The sequence below is a fragment of the Borrelia venezuelensis genome (genome assembly GCF_023035835.1).
GTDB classification, from domain to species: domain Bacteria; phylum Spirochaetota; class Spirochaetia; order Borreliales; family Borreliaceae; genus Borrelia; species Borrelia turicatae.
Map to the genome: position 1 here is coordinate 44,945 of NZ_CP073220.1, position 17,635 is coordinate 62,579.

At 29.3% G+C, this 17,635-nt stretch carries 20 protein-coding genes, 1 tRNA gene and 1 other RNA gene; 6 read left to right on the top strand and 16 right to left on the bottom strand.

Annotated features, from left to right (window positions below; translation table 11 throughout):
* Positions 1 to 29: 29 nt before the first annotated feature.
* Positions 30 to 575, top strand: a complete 546-nt coding sequence (locus tag bvRMA01_RS00225; RefSeq protein ID WP_041178404.1) for a ribonuclease HII — start codon at positions 30 to 32, stop codon at positions 573 to 575.
* Between the two features lie 8 nt (positions 576 to 583).
* Here bvRMA01_RS00225 and bvRMA01_RS00230 read toward each other — a convergent pair whose 3' ends face one another.
* Complete coding sequence (locus tag bvRMA01_RS00230) at positions 584 to 946, bottom strand: DUF3276 family protein (RefSeq protein WP_081422774.1); 363 nt, start codon at positions 944 to 946, stop codon at positions 584 to 586.
* A gap of 155 nt (positions 947 to 1,101) precedes the next feature.
* Here bvRMA01_RS00230 and bvRMA01_RS00235 point away from each other — a divergent pair.
* Positions 1,102 to 1,174, top strand: a tRNA-Gly gene (locus bvRMA01_RS00235).
* Between the two features lie 45 nt (positions 1,175 to 1,219).
* Here the strand turns inward: bvRMA01_RS00235 and ssrA are convergent.
* Positions 1,220 to 1,585: a transfer-messenger RNA gene (ssrA, locus tag bvRMA01_RS00240) on the bottom strand.
* 153 nt (positions 1,586 to 1,738) lie between these two features.
* On the opposite strand from ssrA, the gene bvRMA01_RS00245 reads away from it, so the two are divergent.
* Positions 1,739 to 2,425, top strand: a complete 687-nt coding sequence (locus bvRMA01_RS00245) for a queuosine precursor transporter (RefSeq protein ID WP_247031353.1) — start codon at positions 1,739 to 1,741, stop codon at positions 2,423 to 2,425.
* A 159-nt stretch (positions 2,426 to 2,584) separates the two neighbouring features.
* Positions 2,585 to 3,160, top strand: a complete 576-nt coding sequence (locus bvRMA01_RS00250; protein ID WP_236842838.1) for a VUT family protein — start codon at positions 2,585 to 2,587, stop codon at positions 3,158 to 3,160.
* On the opposite strand, the gene bvRMA01_RS00255 is transcribed toward bvRMA01_RS00250, so the two are convergent.
* Positions 3,147 to 3,803, bottom strand: a complete 657-nt coding sequence (locus tag bvRMA01_RS00255; RefSeq protein ID WP_247031355.1) for a TrmH family RNA methyltransferase — start codon at positions 3,801 to 3,803, stop codon at positions 3,147 to 3,149. The genes bvRMA01_RS00250 and bvRMA01_RS00255 overlap by 14 nt on opposite strands.
* Positions 3,804 to 3,882: 79 nt before the next feature.
* Between bvRMA01_RS00255 and ung the strand changes: the two genes are divergently transcribed.
* The gene (ung, locus tag bvRMA01_RS00260) at positions 3,883 to 4,554 is read left to right on the top strand and encodes a uracil-DNA glycosylase (protein ID WP_247031357.1); all 672 of its coding nucleotides are present in this window, start codon (positions 3,883 to 3,885) and stop codon (positions 4,552 to 4,554) included.
* A gap of 63 nt (positions 4,555 to 4,617) precedes the next feature.
* Here ung and secG read toward each other — a convergent pair whose 3' ends face one another.
* The 8 genes from secG to trxA form a co-directional block, all read right to left on the bottom strand.
* Positions 4,618 to 4,980, bottom strand: coding sequence for a preprotein translocase subunit SecG (secG, locus tag bvRMA01_RS00265; protein ID WP_011772015.1), 363 nt, complete (start codon positions 4,978 to 4,980; stop codon positions 4,618 to 4,620).
* An 11-nt stretch (positions 4,981 to 4,991) separates the two neighbouring features.
* Positions 4,992 to 5,756, bottom strand: coding sequence for a triose-phosphate isomerase (tpiA, locus tag bvRMA01_RS00270; RefSeq protein WP_247031359.1), 765 nt, complete (start codon positions 5,754 to 5,756; stop codon positions 4,992 to 4,994).
* Position 5,757: 1 nt separating this feature from the next.
* The gene (locus bvRMA01_RS00275; protein ID WP_011772017.1) at positions 5,758 to 6,936 is read right to left on the bottom strand and encodes a phosphoglycerate kinase; all 1,179 of its coding nucleotides are present in this window, start codon (positions 6,934 to 6,936) and stop codon (positions 5,758 to 5,760) included.
* A 28-nt stretch (positions 6,937 to 6,964) separates the two neighbouring features.
* Positions 6,965 to 7,972 carry a type I glyceraldehyde-3-phosphate dehydrogenase gene (gene gap, locus bvRMA01_RS00280; protein ID WP_011772018.1) on the bottom strand — a complete coding sequence of 336 codons (1,008 nt, stop codon included), beginning with the start codon at positions 7,970 to 7,972 and terminating at the stop codon, positions 6,965 to 6,967.
* A 73-nt stretch (positions 7,973 to 8,045) separates the two neighbouring features.
* Positions 8,046 to 10,031: a tetratricopeptide repeat protein gene (locus tag bvRMA01_RS00285; RefSeq protein WP_247031361.1), complete on the bottom strand. Its 1,986-nt coding sequence runs from the start codon at positions 10,029 to 10,031 to the stop codon at positions 8,046 to 8,048.
* The gene (locus bvRMA01_RS00290; RefSeq protein WP_041178405.1) at positions 10,028 to 10,804 is read right to left on the bottom strand and encodes a hemolysin family protein; all 777 of its coding nucleotides are present in this window, start codon (positions 10,802 to 10,804) and stop codon (positions 10,028 to 10,030) included. The genes bvRMA01_RS00285 and bvRMA01_RS00290 overlap by 4 nt, the downstream gene beginning before the upstream one ends.
* Entirely contained in the window at positions 10,804 to 11,250 is a 447-nt protein-coding gene (gene ybeY / locus bvRMA01_RS00295) for an rRNA maturation RNase YbeY (RefSeq protein ID WP_011772021.1), read from the bottom strand. Before ybeY ends, bvRMA01_RS00290 begins: the two co-directional genes overlap by 1 nt.
* A 79-nt stretch (positions 11,251 to 11,329) precedes the next feature.
* Positions 11,330 to 11,689: a thioredoxin gene (gene trxA, locus bvRMA01_RS00300; RefSeq protein WP_247031363.1), complete on the bottom strand. Its 360-nt coding sequence runs from the start codon at positions 11,687 to 11,689 to the stop codon at positions 11,330 to 11,332.
* 73 nt (positions 11,690 to 11,762) lie between these two features.
* Here trxA and bvRMA01_RS00305 point away from each other — a divergent pair, with 73 nt between their 5' ends.
* Entirely contained in the window at positions 11,763 to 12,485 is a 723-nt protein-coding gene (locus bvRMA01_RS00305) for a 16S rRNA (uracil(1498)-N(3))-methyltransferase (RefSeq protein WP_247031365.1), read from the top strand.
* Positions 12,486 to 12,606: 121 nt separating this feature from the next.
* Here the strand turns inward: bvRMA01_RS00305 and bvRMA01_RS00310 are convergent, their stop codons facing one another.
* The 5 genes from bvRMA01_RS00310 to bvRMA01_RS00330 are packed head-to-tail and all read right to left on the bottom strand — an operon-like array spanning position 12,607 to position 17,613.
* Positions 12,607 to 13,665: a PASTA domain-containing protein gene (locus tag bvRMA01_RS00310; RefSeq protein ID WP_433996704.1), complete on the bottom strand. Its 1,059-nt coding sequence runs from the start codon at positions 13,663 to 13,665 to the stop codon at positions 12,607 to 12,609.
* A gap of 36 nt (positions 13,666 to 13,701) precedes the next feature.
* Entirely contained in the window at positions 13,702 to 14,631 is a 930-nt protein-coding gene (gene fmt / locus bvRMA01_RS00315) for a methionyl-tRNA formyltransferase (protein ID WP_247031367.1), read from the bottom strand.
* Positions 14,628 to 15,125: a peptide deformylase gene (def, locus tag bvRMA01_RS00320; protein WP_247031369.1), complete on the bottom strand. Its 498-nt coding sequence runs from the start codon at positions 15,123 to 15,125 to the stop codon at positions 14,628 to 14,630. The genes fmt and def overlap by 4 nt, the downstream gene beginning before the upstream one ends.
* A gap of 23 nt (positions 15,126 to 15,148) precedes the next feature.
* Entirely contained in the window at positions 15,149 to 15,838 is a 690-nt protein-coding gene (locus bvRMA01_RS00325) for a hypothetical protein (protein WP_119024024.1), read from the bottom strand.
* On the bottom strand, positions 15,835 to 17,613 hold the full coding sequence (locus tag bvRMA01_RS00330; protein ID WP_247031371.1) for an aminopeptidase P family protein: 1,779 nt from the start codon (positions 17,611 to 17,613) through the stop codon (positions 15,835 to 15,837). The genes bvRMA01_RS00325 and bvRMA01_RS00330 overlap by 4 nt, the downstream gene beginning before the upstream one ends.
* Positions 17,614 to 17,635 lie beyond the last annotated feature (22 nt).

Here is a 17,635-nt window from a genome sequence, read left to right on the forward strand (position 1 = left end):
AGAACAATTTCATATTATAATCAATAGTGATGATTTGTGGAATTGATGAAGTTGGACGAGGTTGTATCTTTGGACCTGTTTTAAGTGCAGCTGTTATTTTTAAAGGAAATCCCAAATTTTTAAATGCACTAGATGATTCAAAAAAACTTAACAAATCAAAAAGAGAATACCTATCATCATTAATACTCGAAAATTCATATTATGCATTTGCAGAAGTACCTAATGAAATTATTGATAAAATCAATATTCATCATGCTTCACTCCTTGCAATGCAAATTGCATATGAAAAATTAAATATAGAATGCAATTTGGTACTTGTGGACGGAAAATTTATTCCAAAAATAAAAGCTAAAAAAATCCAAGCAATAATTAAAGGAGATTCTATAATTAATGAGATAAAAGCAGCATCAATCATTGCAAAAGTACAAAGAGACAAATTGATGGATGAATACGATAAAATTTATCCTCTATATGCACTTAAAAAAAACAAAGGATATCCAACAAAGGAACATAAAGATGCAATAAAAAAATATGGAATTTCAAGGCTTCACAGAAGAAGCTTTCAACTCATTTAAATAAAATTTTAATTATTCTCATCTCTGGATTTGTCTGAAAAACGATAATTTCTGTCAAAACTAAGATTGCCGTTTTTACTCCTTTCTCTGTGTCGATCAAAATCATTATGATAGTCCCCTCTTGTAACCGAATTCTTAGAAATTTTTTTCTTAACCACAGAAATAGCTCTTAATAAATTTGACTCAAATTCTTCAATATTTTCTTCATAAACAAAAACCGAATGTCTCTCAAAATCTCCATTAACATTTCTCTTACTCTCTACAATATTTAAAAAATAATCGCCCTTTCTATTTTCTTTGACATTAAAAAAATAAGTTCTATCAGAATTTGTAAACAACTTATCAGAATATACTTCCCCTCTCTCGCCCATTAAATCCTCCACACAAAAAGTCTTTATATTATATTAACCCACACAAAAGTTAACATAATTGTACTTACTAAATAAAAAAAATACTAGCTAAAATTAATAATAAAATCAATTGACATAAAGTACATTTTTTTTATAAAATCAACTCTGTTCTTTATGCGTCCTTCGTATAATGGTTAATTACCTTAGCCTTCCAAGCTAATGATGTCGGTTCGATTCCGATAGGACGCTTTTCAAATAATACTTTAAATAAATGTGTATTCTAATGCATCACAATATTGGAGATGGCGGGAATTGAACCCGCGTCCTAAAAATAATATCATAAATATCTACAAGCTTAGCTAGTGTTTTAAAAAAAAGTAACAAGGTTTGGGAAAACTAGCAAACCGCCAAATTACTCTCAAGTTTAAAAGTCCCTAAAAATCAACTTGAAATATTTTTAAGCAAGCTTTGATGTCTTGAAAGAGTATAAGCTGAACCTCAAAGCAAAATCCAACAGAACTCTCTGCTAATTTAAGCAGCCATTACAAGATTTGAACTTGTAAAGTTATTATTTTTTGCATTTATTAAAGAAATTTTAAGAGATTCCCTCTGCTTGCAATTTATGCTACTAAAGTTTTTAGTCAAATCCAAAACATCCCCTGATCATACTTTAAAAAATAAGTATAACATAAATGCACCTAAAAAGGCAAAACAATCCAATTTGCAAAACAACATCTAAAAGCTTATAATAGTCCTAATATATTCAACAATATATTAATAAAAAATAAAATAATAAATGATGAGGGAGTCCTTTTGAATAACGAAATTTTATGGTTCATTATGTTAATCTGTACTTATTCAAGTCTAATTATTATATACAAACTTTTTGGAAAAAAGGGATTGTTCGCATGGGTAACATCATCTGTAATTATCGCAAATATTCAAGTTTTAAAGCAAATCACAATATTTGGATTTAATGCCACACTTGGTAATATTATTTATGCTTCATCATATGTTGCAACAGATATTTTATCAGAATTTTATGGTCGAAAAATTTCAAAAAAAGCAGTTTATATTGGATTTATAAGCTTCATAGCTTTCGCATTCATCACAAATATTCAACTTTATTTTTCAACAAGTAGTTCCGATATATATTTAAAAAGCCTAGAAATCATTTTTTCTTCAATTCCAATTCTATTAGTTGCATCAATTATCGCATACATCATATCTCAACTAAATGACATATACCTATACCAATTTATTAAAGATAAATTCCCAAAATTCTTATTTATAAGAAGCAACGGCTCAACATTAGTAAGTGAGCTAATAGACACAATAATCTTTGTAAGTATTGCAACATATTTTAATATATTCCCAAAAGAAGCTTATTTAGATATAGTAATTTCCACATATTTCATTAAAGGATTTGCAGGCATACTAGGAACTCCTTTCATTTACATTGCAAAATGTGTATATCAAAACAAAAAAAATTCAATATAACAGCAATATCCCTTTAACTATTGCCTATCAATCTATGTTATAATTAATGACATGATGGACATGATTTTATGGATGACCTTACTAGTATTTGTATACCTACAATTAACATTATTATACTATCTGTTTGGAAAATCGGGTCTTTTTTGTTTTAACATCATTATGACAATACTTTCAAATCTCATCATATTGAAAAAAGTATTTATATTCGAACAGCAAATAAGCCTAGCAGGAATAATATTTCTCTCAATTCTTTGCTCATTAAACCTGATTACAGAAAAATACAATGATAAATTAGCAATAGAGTCAACAACATTAAACATGTTTATACATATAACTTTTGTAATAATGATTCATTTTACATTATATTTTCAACAAAATGAATTTGACACTTCTAATATACATTTAAAAGTATTGTTTAACAATGCTTCCTATACTGCAATAATTTTCACTGGAACATACATTATATATTTATGTAATTATGTTAATATAAAAATATATTCTATATTACAAAAGAACAACATAAGCAATAAATTGATAAATCATAATTTGTCAAGATTATGTTCCGCATGTATAGCTTATATATTAGCTAACATCTCAATGCATGTGATAGCACAATTATATCCTGGCAATAATATCAACATGGTAGAAAGCTCATGGATTTTTACTATCACAATCATGATAATTGATACTTTTATCTATTATTTTTTAAATGCTTTGAAAGTTAGAAAAGCTTAAGTTTTTCAATAGTCTGATACTTTTTTACAATTTTTCTATAATAATCAAGTTTTAAAACCAATTTTTCATCTTCATTCAACAAATATTTAATAGAACTTTTTCTTAAACGACTAATCAATGAATAAAAGACTATTGAAACGGCTACAGAAAGATTATAACTTTGAGTAAACCCATACATTGGAATTTTTAAATGCAAATCAGCATTTTCTAAGACTGTATTACTAAGTCCTGTTAATTCTGTCCCAAAAAATATTGCCATTTTATCATCAATTGGAAAATCATCAAGAAATATAGCCTCATTATCTAATGATGTAGCTACTATTTTATATCCATTACCCTTCAGATTATCAAATGCAGACTCAACACATTGATATTTAATTATATCTATCCATTTTGAAGCTCCAAGAACAACACCTGGATTTAAAGTATATGTATTATTGGTCTCAATAATATGAATATTATTAAGTCCCAAAATTTCAATCGTACGCATCGTCGCACTTGCATTTTGAGGCTGAAAAATATCTTCAAGTACAAGTGTCAAATAATTTGTGCGATTACTTAACACTTCATCTATTCTCTCTCGCCTTCTTTGCGTGATAAATTCAGACAAAATTTCTATTCTCTTCAAGATCTCATTACTCACAAAATACAATTTTATATAAAAAAATAATAAAATCCAATTCAAATGTTAAAAAACATTTTATTTTTTATATAATATAAGAATGGAAGTAAAGATAGAAGAATCTTGGAAAGAAATGTTAAAAGGCGAATTTTGCAAAAGCTATTTCAAAAGACTTGTGAATTTCATAAAAAACGAATATAAAACTAAAAAGGACAAAATATTTCCATCACCAAAATTAATATTTAATGCATTTGATTCTTTGCCATTTAAAGATATAAAAATAGTAATACTTGGACAAGATCCGTATCATGGAAAAGGACAAGCCAATGGTTTAGCCTTTTCTGTTAATTCAGATATCAAAATACCCCCATCACTACAAAATATTTTTAAAGAAATAGAGAGAAGTTTAAAAATTAAAACTATTCCAAATGGAAATCTAACACGATGGGCAACACAAGGCGTATTTTTACTAAATTCAATATTAACAGTAGAAGAAGGACGTCCATCATCTCACAAGGACATTGGCTGGGAAATTTTTACAAATGAAGTAATAAAAATTATTTCAAAAAACCTAAATAATGTTGTGTTTATGTTATGGGGTAATTTTGCAAGAGGAAAAAAAGAATTAATAGATGCATCAAAACATTTAATTCTTGAAACAAGTCACCCATCCCCTTATTCTGCACATAACGGTTTTTTAGGCTCAAATCATTTTAGTCAAACTTTAAAATATCTAAAAGAACACAATAAAATTTCAATAGACTTTCAATAGGCTAACTTGCCCAATATTTAATTTCAATAGCCTATCAGACAAGTCATTCTAACTTAGATTTTATTATTTTTCTTTCTTTAAAGTATCTTCATTAACAACATCTTCATTTTCTTCATTTTGATTTGTATCATCATTCCAAAATGTTGAACTTTTTTCATTTGTCTTAACGTCCTTTAACAAACTGTTATCAACTCTTCTGGTATTAATAAAAGACAATGCTATCACAAAAATAAAGAAAAGCGTAATAAAGAATGCTGTAATTCTTATCGCAATATTTGAAGATTTTGCTCCAAAAATAGAAGAACTACCACCTCCAAATACGCCTCCAATACTATCACCTTGTTCATCTTGAAATAAGACTAACAAAACAATCATAAATGAAGTAATAATAAAAAAGACAAAAATTAACAATCTAAATAACTCCAAAATAAACCCCTCTATTTGGCAACCTTATTAACTATATTCAAAAATGAATCGGCCTTTAAAGATGCACCACCAATCAATGCTCCATCAATATCACTCTCACCCATAAGGCCTTTCACATTATCAATATTAACAGAACCACCATACTGAATAATAATGTTATTTGCCGCTGAAACTGAATACAATGATTCAATCTCATGCCTAATTGCTCTGTGAACTTCTTGGGCCTCTTCTTTTGTTGCCGTTTTTCCAGTTCCAATTGCCCATACAGGCTCATAAGCTAAAATTATTCGTTTAAGATCAGATTCAAACACAGAAATCAATCCTTTTCTAATCTGATTTAAAACAACATCCAAAGTTTTATTATTCTCTCTCTCCTCAAGAGTTTCCCCAATACAAAGAATCAAATATTTAAATGGATGTTTAAGTCCTGCAAGAACTTTTTTATTTACTACTTCATCAGTATCCCCAAGATAAGTTCTACATTCAGAGTGCCCAAGTATTACGTAATCGACCCCAAATTCCAAAAGCATAGAAGGAGAAATTTCACTTGTTCTTGCTCCACTATCCTCATAAGACATATTTTGCGCACCAAGAAGAACATTACTTCCTCTCGTAACTTCACAAACTTTACAAAGAGATGTAAATGGAGGTGTTATCATAACCACAACATCATCCTTAATATTTTTAACTCCGTCTACAATTTGTTTAGCAACACCTGCGGCTTCCATACTTGTATAGTGCATTTTCCAGTTTCCCGCTAAAAATATCTTTCTCATTTTACTTCTCCAACACTTTTATACCTGGTAAAACTTTTCCCTCAAGATATTCAAGAGAAGCGCCACCCCCTGTTGAAACATGGGTTATCTTTTCAGATAAATTAAATTTATTCACAGCAGCCACTGAATCTCCTCCACCAACAACCGTAATTCCAGAACAACTTGCAACATATTCTGCAACCTTTGCTGTACCTTTAGAAAAAGAATTAAATTCAAAGACCCCAAGAGGCCCATTCCAAATCACAGTCTTTGCACTAACAAGAACTTCTTCAATTTTTCTCAAAGTTTTCTCACCAATATCCATCCCAACCTTATCATTAGGGATATCAACAGAATCAACATACTCAGGAATAGAATCTTCCCTAAATTCACTTGCAACAACATGATCAAGTGGTAAAATAACTTTTACATCTAATTCTTTTGCCTTTTTCAAAAAAGATGAAGCCACATCAATATACTCATTCTCTAAAAGAGACTGTCCAATAGAATACCCTTCTACCTTTAAAAAAGTATATGCCATTCCACCACCAATTACCATTACATTTGATTTTGGCAAAAGAGATTCCAGTACTGCAATTTTTGAAGAAACTTTTGAACCACCAATTATTGCAACAAATGGACTCTCAGGATTTCTTAAAATTTTGCCCAAAAATTCATCTTCTTTTTCCATTAAAAATCCACCAACAGCTGGTAAATAAGCTGCAAGTCCTGCTGTAGAAGCATGTGCTCTATGAGCAGTTCCAAAAGCATCATTTACAAAAATATCACCATTTTGAGATAATTTCCTTACAAAAGCATCACAATTTTCTTCTTCTTCCTTATAAAATCTTAAATTCTCAAGCAAAACAATATCTCCATTTTTCATACAAGAAACAGTGGTTGCTACTTCATCACCGATGCAATCAGGTAGCATCTTAACATCTTGTCCTAATAGTTCCGACAACCTTTTAGCAACAGGCATAAGAGAATATTTAAGATTTTTCTCTCCCTTTGGCCTACCCAAATGACTCATAAGAATAACTCTGGCTCCTTGAGACTTAAGATACTCTATTGTAGGTAATGCAGCCCTAATCCTGGTATCATCAGTAATGTTCCCTTCTTTCAAGGGAACATTAAAATCACATCTTACTAAAGCACGTTTGCCTGCAAAGTCACAATCCTTTATCGTTTTTATTGACATTTATAACTACCTCAAGACTATTTTGCTCTTATTTCACTAACTTTTGTGCAAGGTCAACTACTCTTGTAGAATACCCAAATTCATTGTCATACCATGAAAGTACTTTTACAAAACCATTTAATAACACCATTGTTTCAAGACCATCAACTATTGAAGAATGAGAATTTCCCTTAATATCTGAAGATACTATTGGATCTTCTGTATATCCTAAAATACCACTAAGTTCTCTAGACTCTGATGCTTTCTTAAGCGCAGAATTAATCTCTTCTTTTGTAACATCTTTTTTCTTAAGTTGAACTGTAAAGTCGACAATAGAACCTGTTGGAACAGGAACTCTCATAGAAGTACCATTAAGTTTACCCTTAAGCTCAGGTAAAACAAGTCCAACAGCCTTAGCAGCACCTGTTGAAGTAGGAATAATTGAAAGAGCCGCAGCTCGTGCTCGTCTAAGATCAGCATGTGGCAAATCAAGGATTTTTTGATCATTTGTATAAGCATGAACAGTAGTCATAAGACCTTGTTCAATCCCAAAAGTCTCATGCAAAACTTTTGCAAGAGGTGCAAGACAGTTTGTTGTGCATGAAGCATTAGAAACAGCTTTCAAATCAGAAGTAATCTCATGATCATTTACACCAAGTACAATTGTCTTAATCTCATCCTTAGCAGGTACTGTCAAAATTACTTTTTTAGCACCGGCATGCTCAACATGATCAAGATACCCACCTCTATCACTTGTTGCTGATGAAAATACACCTGTTGATTCAATTACAACATCAACTCCAAGTTTGCCCCAAGGAAGGTTTTTTGGATCGCGTTCAGCAATAATCTTTATTTCTTTTCCATCTACTATAATTGCCCCATCTCTTGCCTCTACTTTTTTATTATATATTCCAAAAGTTGAATCATATTTTAAAAGATGAGCAAGTGTCTTAGGATCTGTTAAGTCATTTATTGCAATAACTTCAATTCCTCTCTCAAAAGCAATTTTAAAAACATTTCTACCTATACGCCCAAAACCGTTAATAGCTAGCTTCATACAACTCCTCCATCTATTTTGTATTATCTACTAGAATTATTAAATAATAAATTAATTAACCACAAGTGTCAAACTATTTTTTTATAAAAACTGTATATCCTTCCTGAATATAATCTCTTAAAAGAGTAGGTGCTTTTAAAATCCCTCTAGAAATGTAATCGCCAATCTCTTCAATAGAAATTTCACCTAAAATATCTGACTTACTATAGCTCATAAAACTAGAACTATCACTATTATACTTTAAAGCACCTTCTTTAAGAACTAAAAAAACATCACCTTTTTTCACATCATTCACATGTCCAAGATTAATGAGAACATCATCTCTCTTAATCTGAAGGATCTCTCCCTTTTTAGGTAAATAATCATTAAAATCTCTAGAAAAAGAACTTAAAATATCACTTAAATATAGAACTCCTCCCGAATTATAGTCAAAAGTCTTAACTTTAACACCCGTCTTACCTGAAAAAATATCTACTCTTAAATTAGCCGAATTTTTAAAAACATCTACATCAAGATCGAACATCAAAAACAAATCAAGATTATTATTCCTTGCATAAGAAAATTCTTCAGAAAAACTACTTACCAAATAATCTTTATCTTTATTATAATCGAATCTATAATTAACTACTTCTATATTTAAATTACGATCAAGTATTCTCTCAGCATATTTTAAAATTAAATCATTTGCACCAAAAACCTTGTTCTCATTTTGAGTAAAAATACCTACTCTATAAACTGTTTGATTATTATAAAGCCTATTTAAATCACCAATGGTCTTATAACCATATTTAAAAAATAAAGAACTTCTAATATCAAATGCAACTACATCATAAAAATCTAAAATTTTAGTATCTGTAACCTTTCTATGCTCTATTAAATAATAGAGTTCCTCATAAGCCATCACATCTAATTTCATAAATTTATAAATTTTAGCAAGTAAAAATCTAGCACTATCATTATCAGGATAAATATCAATAGCATTCCTTACATTAAATACTGCTCTATCTAAGTTTAAATTTTTAAAAGCCTTCAATCCCTCATTTTCATATCTTTTAGAAATTCCTATATTAGTACCATTATTTTTTTGAAACGAACTCCTAAAATTAGATACAAAAAAACTTTCCTCAAGAGCTATATCATAAAATTCCAAGTCCTTTTTCATACTCTTAGCTCTCTCAAAGTTTAAAACGGCTTTATCAACTCTTTCAAGCTTCAAATAAGAATAACCAAGCAAATAATAAAGTTCATCAGAATTTTGATCAACAAGTATTGCCTTTTGAAGAAAATCGGTTGCATCTTCATACTTAGACTGATATAAATAAACAAGGGCAAGTAAACGGTAAGCATCAACAAGTCCAAAATCTCTATAAGTAGTTCTTACCAACATTAAGTAATTTTGAGCATATTTCTCAGCAACTCCTAAACTATTAGTCTTAATAGAAAATTCTGCCACCCTTTTATGAAAATCTGGCAAAGAAGTAAAATTACCCCTTACTTTGTTTATTAAATGCTGCGCCTTATCATTCATGTTTAATTTTTCATAAATGCTCATAAGACGCTCAAATGCATTATAATTTGTCTGATTATACTCAAGAATAGATAGATAATAATTAGCAGCTGCAATAAGCAATCCTTCTTCCTCAAAAATTGAAGCAAGTCCCACTAAAGCATCAATATTATTTTTTTGCTTTGCTAAAACTTCTGAATAAAATTTCTTAGCCTGTGCTGTTCTATTATTTTTAAGCAATATATTCGCATAAAGAATCTTATATTTAGTATCACCATTTGACATTTTATAGGCTTTCTCTATAAAAAACTGAGCCTGATTATATATCTTCAATAGATAATAAATTTCTGCAATAAACTTATATGCCTCATAATAATTAGGATTAATCTTTACAGCCTCAAGAAGTTCGTCAATAGCATCATAATACTTTTGCATAAGATAATATGTTTGCGCCTTTTGATAATATTTGATTGCGGTTGTAGTATCACCTATTAAACTCCCAAAATTTAAATTAAAAATTAAAAGCATTGGCAAAAATCTCTTCAAATTCATAAACCTTCCTTCTGGGAAATTTTTATTACTTTAATGTTTCTTTGATGCATATTTTTAATGGTAAATGTTAAATTATTATATTTTATTTTCTCATTTTTCAAAGGGATCCTTCCGAATAGATCATAAACAAATCCCCCAAGAGTATCAAAGTCCCCATCTGGAAGACTTAATCCAAGCTTTTCATTTAAATCTTCAATCAAAACTCTAGCGGTACAAAGATAACTCCCATCATCAAGAGGTACTATTTCATCAAGCTCATTATCAAACTCATCTTGAATATCTCCTACAATCTCTTCAAGAATATCTTCAAGAGTGACAAGACCTGCAACTCCCCCATATTCATCAACTACAATAGCAATATGAACATGATTTTCCTGGAACTCTTTTAAAAGTGAATCAATCTTTTTACTCTCAGGAACAAACATAACCTTTCGCATAATATCTCTTAGATCTATTTCATAAAAATCTCTCTTCCACATATGCAAAAGTATATCTTTCGTATGAATTATCCCAATAATATCATCTATTGTTTCTCTATAAACGGGGAATCTTGAATGATTGCTAGATGTCACAACTTTTAAAATTTCATCTTTACTCCAAGAATAATCAACAAAAACCACACTTATTCTTGGAATCATAATTTCTTTAACAATTGTTTCCTTTAGAGAATTAAAATTCTTAAGCAAAGATGTTTCAAATTTCGACTTTTCCTCAATATTTTTACAATCATCATCTCTTATTTTTTTATTTTTAAAACTCAAAAACTTGAACATCAAAATACCCTTCTGGTTTCTCTTAAAACTTTCTCCTGAATAATTAACATCTCTTCATTTTGGAAGTCATTTGTTTTGTGAGTATATCCTATTAAATGTAAAATACCATGTATAGTATTCCTTTGAAGCTCATCGTACAGTTCAACATTAAACTCCAAAGAACTAAACTCTAAATACTCAAGAGATATTATAAGATCACCTTGTATTTTATGATCTATTTGTCCACTCTCTTCAAGATAATTAAAAGAGAGAACATCAGTAGGCTCGGATTTTTGTCTAAATTGACTATTTAACTTTTGAATGTACTCATTATTACACAAGATAACAGAAAGTTCATATTCTTTAATACAAAGAAAATCTAGAACAGATAAAATAAAATTATAATAAGCATCCCAATGTTTAAACTCAACACCTTCTGCCCATAAGTTTAACTCTTCTTTTATCAATTCACTATATCCTAGAATAATTATAACTTAAAAAAATATTATATAAACAGACAAGATTTTAATTTTTTATTAAAATTCTTTACACATGAACTTTAAACAAATCTTTAATTGCATCTTCAAAAGAATCTTTTTGAATAAAACCAACAGAAACCCTTGGCTTTTCTCCAACAGGAACAAAAATAATAGTAGGAAGACTTTGCACACCAAGCGCCATAGAAATTTCCTGTTCTTTATCAGTATTGACTTTATAAAAATCAATCCTATCTCCATATTCTTTTGAAAGTTCATCATAAATCGGAGCAAGCATTTTACATGGACCACACCAATCAGCATAAAAATCAATTATTGCAGGTTTTTTTCCCTTGAAATCCCACTCTTTATTATTCTTATAATCAAAAACCTTATCAATAAATTCTTGTTTAGTTAAACTAATTGCCATATTTTCTCCTAAATCAATCGATTTTTCATTATAACATAAATACAATATAATTAATAAAGGATTAGATATAGCAATGAACTTAATATTAATAAACCCAGACGAACTTAAAAACGGATTAATACTCAATGATTCAAGAGTAAAACACATTAATGAGATATTAAAACTTAAAAATAATGAAACATTTAAGTTTGGTATTATTGGGGAAGAACACATTTACTCATGCGTATATCAAAAAGATGTAAAACTTTTTTTTAGAGAAAATCATAAAATAGCAAAGTCAAACAAACTAAAAAAGTTAAAAGTAATAATTGGTTTATTACGACCAATTGCAGCAAAAAGAATAATCACACATCTTGGAAGCATGGGAATATCTGAACTGATTTTTTTTAATGCTTTACTTAGCGAAAAATCTTATTCATGTTCCAAACTTTTTAAAGAAAGAGAATATGAAAAATATCTAATAGAAGGTGCTATGCAAGGTGGAATTACCTACATACCAAAAGTCAACATTCTTAATAATCTAAGAGAAGTTTTAAAGAACACAGAATATGAGGGATCTAATACCACAAAAATATTACTTGAAAGAGAAAGCAAAAATAAATTAGTTGACTTAAATATAAAAACAAAAAATACAGTTGTTATCATTGGACCAGAGAGAGGATTTATAACAAAAGAAATAAACTTAATCAAAGAATATAATTTTAATGCCTATAACATTTCATCAAATATTTTAAGAACAGAAACGGCTACAATCGTAGCATCCGCTATTATCACATCAAAAATGAATAGTAAATAATATTTTTCAACATCTTAAATATGCATCAAATAAATAAGCACATTATCAAACATTTCACTTTTAAATTCACTTTAAAAGTGAATTTAAAAGTGAAAAAAAAATACAAATAAAGCAAATAAACTCAGTTTACTACTGTTTGATTTACAAGCCTATCATAAATATAAAGTTCAATTATCGAACCTTTTAATGCCTCATAAGGCAATTTAATAAGTCCGCCCTTAGATCTAAAAGAATAAAGCAAAGAACTACTTCCATTAGGATCCTTGATCTTAACCATTATATCCACACTAGATGGATACATATCCAATTTATAAGTCAAAAACCCAAAAACACCTGTATCATTACTCCTTGGTTCATTAATAGTAATTGTTAATTTATCTAAATTTTCAATCTTACTACCGGGAGATAAAGATTGAAAAATAACACTTCCAAAATCACTGCCACTTGACAAATTCACATCAAAATCAATCTCATCATTTAAAAGAGAAATAATCGCATCTTTATAATAAAGACCAATATAATTTTTTACATATTTAACAGGGGGTTCTCCTTGCCCCTTGCTTACTAAAAATTGAAGATCAACTAAGCTTGAAATCTTCGTACCTGGAGATGGTTCCTGGCGGATTATTGTCCCCTTTGGAAGAGTACTCTCAATTTCAATGGGTTTTAACAAATGATAAAACATCCTGTTATTATTAATTGAATTGGCTTTTAAATTAATAAGCACATCATCAATATTTTTTCCAATAAAACTATCAACTTTATTGATCACAGCTCCTTTACTAATAAAGATCTTAACTTTACTATCAAGTCTTAAAACAGTACCTGCCTTAGGATTTTGATCTATTACCTTTCCCTTATCAAGAGAAGTCGATGAAAATTTAAGTTCAACATAAGGAATAAGTTCTTTATTTTGAAGCTCAGTAATTGCATCTTCAAGATAAAGTTCACTAAGATTTGGAACAACAACAATATCATTGCTTTCTAAAAAAATAAAAAATATTGCACACGAAATAATTAAGGAACCAAAAATAGTAAGTATTAAACCCTTAGCTACATGTTTGGGCAAAATGAGAACTTTGCTATCGAAATTTTCATTATATTCACACAAATTATTACTACTATTTAAATTTTTATTATCTAAAAAATTTTTATTATGTGGTGGTCTGTTATCACTCAATACTATATCATCTCCTTATATCCTTATACTTAAGATTTAAGAAAAAATTTTACCTATTAAATCTCTATTTCCATTATAAAAAGACTTATAATCTACAACCTTTCTCCCGGATCTTTGAAGTTCTAATAACAATAAAATTCCATCTTCTGTCTTCACCAAAATACCTTTACTAGGATCAAATGAAACAATTTTTCCTATTGCCTGATCACTATAATCAGTAGTCTTTATAAAGTCAGCTCTATGAAAAATAATTTCATCTTTATCAAGCTTAGCTCTTGCAAGTGGCCAAGGATTACAAGCATTAATCTTATTCTTAATTTCAAAGGCACTCAAATTAAAATTAAGCATTCTATGTTGCTTATTAAAAAAAGAACAATATGTTGCCTGGTTTGAATCTTGAACAATGCCAATATGTCCTTTGTTTAGTTTACTTAAAGCTTCCAAAACAAGATTAAAACTATTTAAAGAAACATATTTAAAGATATCAGCACTTGTATTAAAGCTCTTTATTTCAAACTGACTCTGTGCTAAAATATTGCCACTATCCATCTCTAAAGCCATTTTTTGAACAGTAATCCCTCCAATAGTATCACCATTTAAAATAGCGGTTTGAATGGGGGAAGGACCTCTATATTTTGGTAAAAGAGAAGGATGAACATTAATACAACCCATTGGGAAAATATCTAAAAATTCTTGCCTAAATATCTTTCCATAAGAGAAAACTAACATAAGATCGGGTTTTAATTTCTTAACCATTCCTATTACATCAGAATTAAGTACAACGGGATCTAAAACAGTAATATTCCTATTAATAGCCTCAACTTTAATGTCATTAACTTTTAAAAAGAGACCACGACCACTAGGTTTATCAGGAGCAGTTAGCACACCAACTACATTATAATGATCTGAAACTTTCCTTAAAACCTCTAAAGCAATACTGTCAGAACTTGCAAAAAAAATCCTCAAGTTTTAACAAACCTCCTTTTTTTCATATAAGACCTCAACAAATTATTCCTAAGTTTATCCTCATAATAATCAATAAAAAGCACACCTTTTAAATGATCCATTTCATGCTGAACAATTCTGGCTAACAAACCTGAACTTTCAATCTTAAAAAACTCACCATTTTCATCATAAGCTTCAACTATAATAGATTTTGGCCTCAAGAGATCATAATAAACTCCCGGAATACTTAAACAACCTTCTTTATAAAGAACCAGTTCAAAAGAAGTTTCCGTTATCAAAGGATTAATAAAAATTAAAGGTTTTGACATTGCATTTTCTCTGACCACAAAAATAGACAAATCAAGACCTACTTGAGATGCCGCCAGCCCAACACCATTCTTAACATCCATCAAATTTACCATTTTAAAAGCAGTATTTCTAAGCTCATTATCAATATTTAAAACCGTCTTTGTCTTTATTCGCAATAGATCATTAGGATAACAAACTATTTTCATAAAACCCTCAAAAAAAATTCAAATTATAACTTTATTTGTCCAAAAAGCTTCCATTCTTCATTTTCTGCTTCTGAGAAATAAATACTACCTTTCCTAGACTTAGGAAAAGCATAAAGCTTACCCTCATTTTCATCCTTAAATACTAAAAACTCCTTAAGCTCTATTTTTGAAGGAAGGAGTTTTTTGTCTTGACCATTCATTCTTAATCTCCAATGCCCGTCCAATGTTTTATAAAAAAAAACTTTGTCATCAAGAGTATTAATTTCATAGTTATTCTTTTTATGAATAATATCATCTAATTTAGAAACTCCCAAAGCATAATTTAAAAACTCTTGATTACACTGAACAGTATCCCTAATAGAACCAACATACGCGGCTTTAATTTGCTCACTCTGTGAATCAACAAAAAACAAAGTGGGACTTTTTTTTAAATTAATCTCACCAAAAATTTCATTATTCACATCAATAATTAAAAAAACATTATTTTTAGCAATAGCCTTAAGAAGGTTATCATCTTCAAACGACTTTAAAAAATCTCTTATCAAATTACCTTTAATATCTTTTCCAACCAATATTAAAACATTTTTATGTAAACTTCGGGCCTCATCCATAGCATCCTTATAAGAATCGTGAAAAATAATATCCGATGACAGCGAAAATAAATGCACAAAACCAAAAACAATAAATATTACAAATAAGCTTACAAATCTCATATCTTATTAGTTAATATCTCTAAAAATTTCAGCTCATCACCACTAAGATATTCTTTCAAACTAGAATATATAAATTCATGATAACTATTAATATAGTCTAATTCATCCTTTGAAAGCATTTCAGTAACTATTAATTCTTTTTCAAAAGGTACAAGAGTTAGATTCTCAAACTCCAAAAAAGTCCCAAATTCATTTGAATAACTTTGCTTCACAAAAACTAAATTTTCAGTTCTAATTCCATATTCAGAATCTCGATAGAGCCCAGGCTCAATTGAAGCAATTTCAGAACCTTTAAAAGAATAAGTAGACAAAGGACTAATAGAAACAGGAAGTTCGTGAACATTAAGAAAAAAGCCTACCCCATGACCCGTTCCATGAGCAAAATTCAATCCTTGCTTTAGCAAAGGAAATCGAGCAACACCATCAAGAGAAGAACCCAAAGTCCCAAATGGAAATTTTAAAGACGCAAGAGCAATAAAAGACTTAAGAACTAAAGTATAATCTTCCCTCTCTTTACAAGATGCTTCTCCAATTAAAATAGTTCTTGTAACGTCTGTTGTACCAAGTTCAAGGTAAGAACCTCCAGAATCTATTAAAAGCAATCCATTACCATCAAGATTTTTAGCTCCTTTTGTGGGTCGATAATGAGGCAAAGCCGCATTTTCTTTAAATCCAACTATCGAATCAAAACTGGAACTAAAAAATTCATCTCTTGCTGTCCTAAAATTTAACAACATATTTGCAACATCAACCTCATCTAACTTAGAAAGCTCATCTTTGTTTAAACTCTTAAATTTATACAAAAATTTAATCAAACTCACAGCATCAATAATATGAGCCTCTTTCATCTTACTAATCTCATAATCTGATTTTATTGCCTTAAGTTCATTAACAATACTCTCTCCAAGTATTGCATTTGGGTTGCCAATAGATTCCAATATTTTAACATTACTTTCAACTGGTATAAAAAATTTTCCTTCATGATTAATCTCTGCTAAAAACGAATAAAAATTACTATAATCTTCAATCTCAAAACCTTCGGCCTCAAACCTCTCGCTTAACTCAGAATCAAGTTTATCAATATTAACAAAAAGAACATTCTTATATCTCTCACTTCTAGCAATAAACAAAAAAGCATAAAATAAAGCTGATGATTCAACATCCAAACCTCTTAAATTTAAAAGCCAAGCTATTTCATCCAAAGAGCTTATAATACAAAAATCAATTGCCTTTTCTTCTAATTTTGCATTAACTTTATCAAGTTTATCCGTTCTTTTATCGATTTTTTGAGCTCCACTCAATTCAAATATCTTATTGCTTTCTAAACCGGGTCTATCCTGCCAAATCTTAGAAACTAAATCTTCATGTAAGATCTCAATATCTGTATATCTACAATTTTGAACCAAATCATTATAAAATTTTATATTAACATCTTCAGAATAAATCCCAAGCCTTAAGCCCTTAAGATTTGCATTTATGTAACCAAAAATATCCGGATACCCTTTAACTCCAAGCTTCATCAATTTAAACTCGGTTCCTTTAAGTTCACTCGATGCTTGTAAAAAATACCTACCATCTGTAAAAAGCACTGCCTCTGTTTCTGTAACAATTACTGTCCCAGCACTTCCTGTAAATCCTGTAATAAATTCACGAACATTAAATCTAACATGAGAATATTCACTCATATGTGGATCATAACTTGCTATTAAATACGCATCGATTTCACTCTTCATCATCAAATTTCTCAAAGAAAATATTTTTGTACTAATTTCCATAAAAGCAAGCTCCTTAGACTTT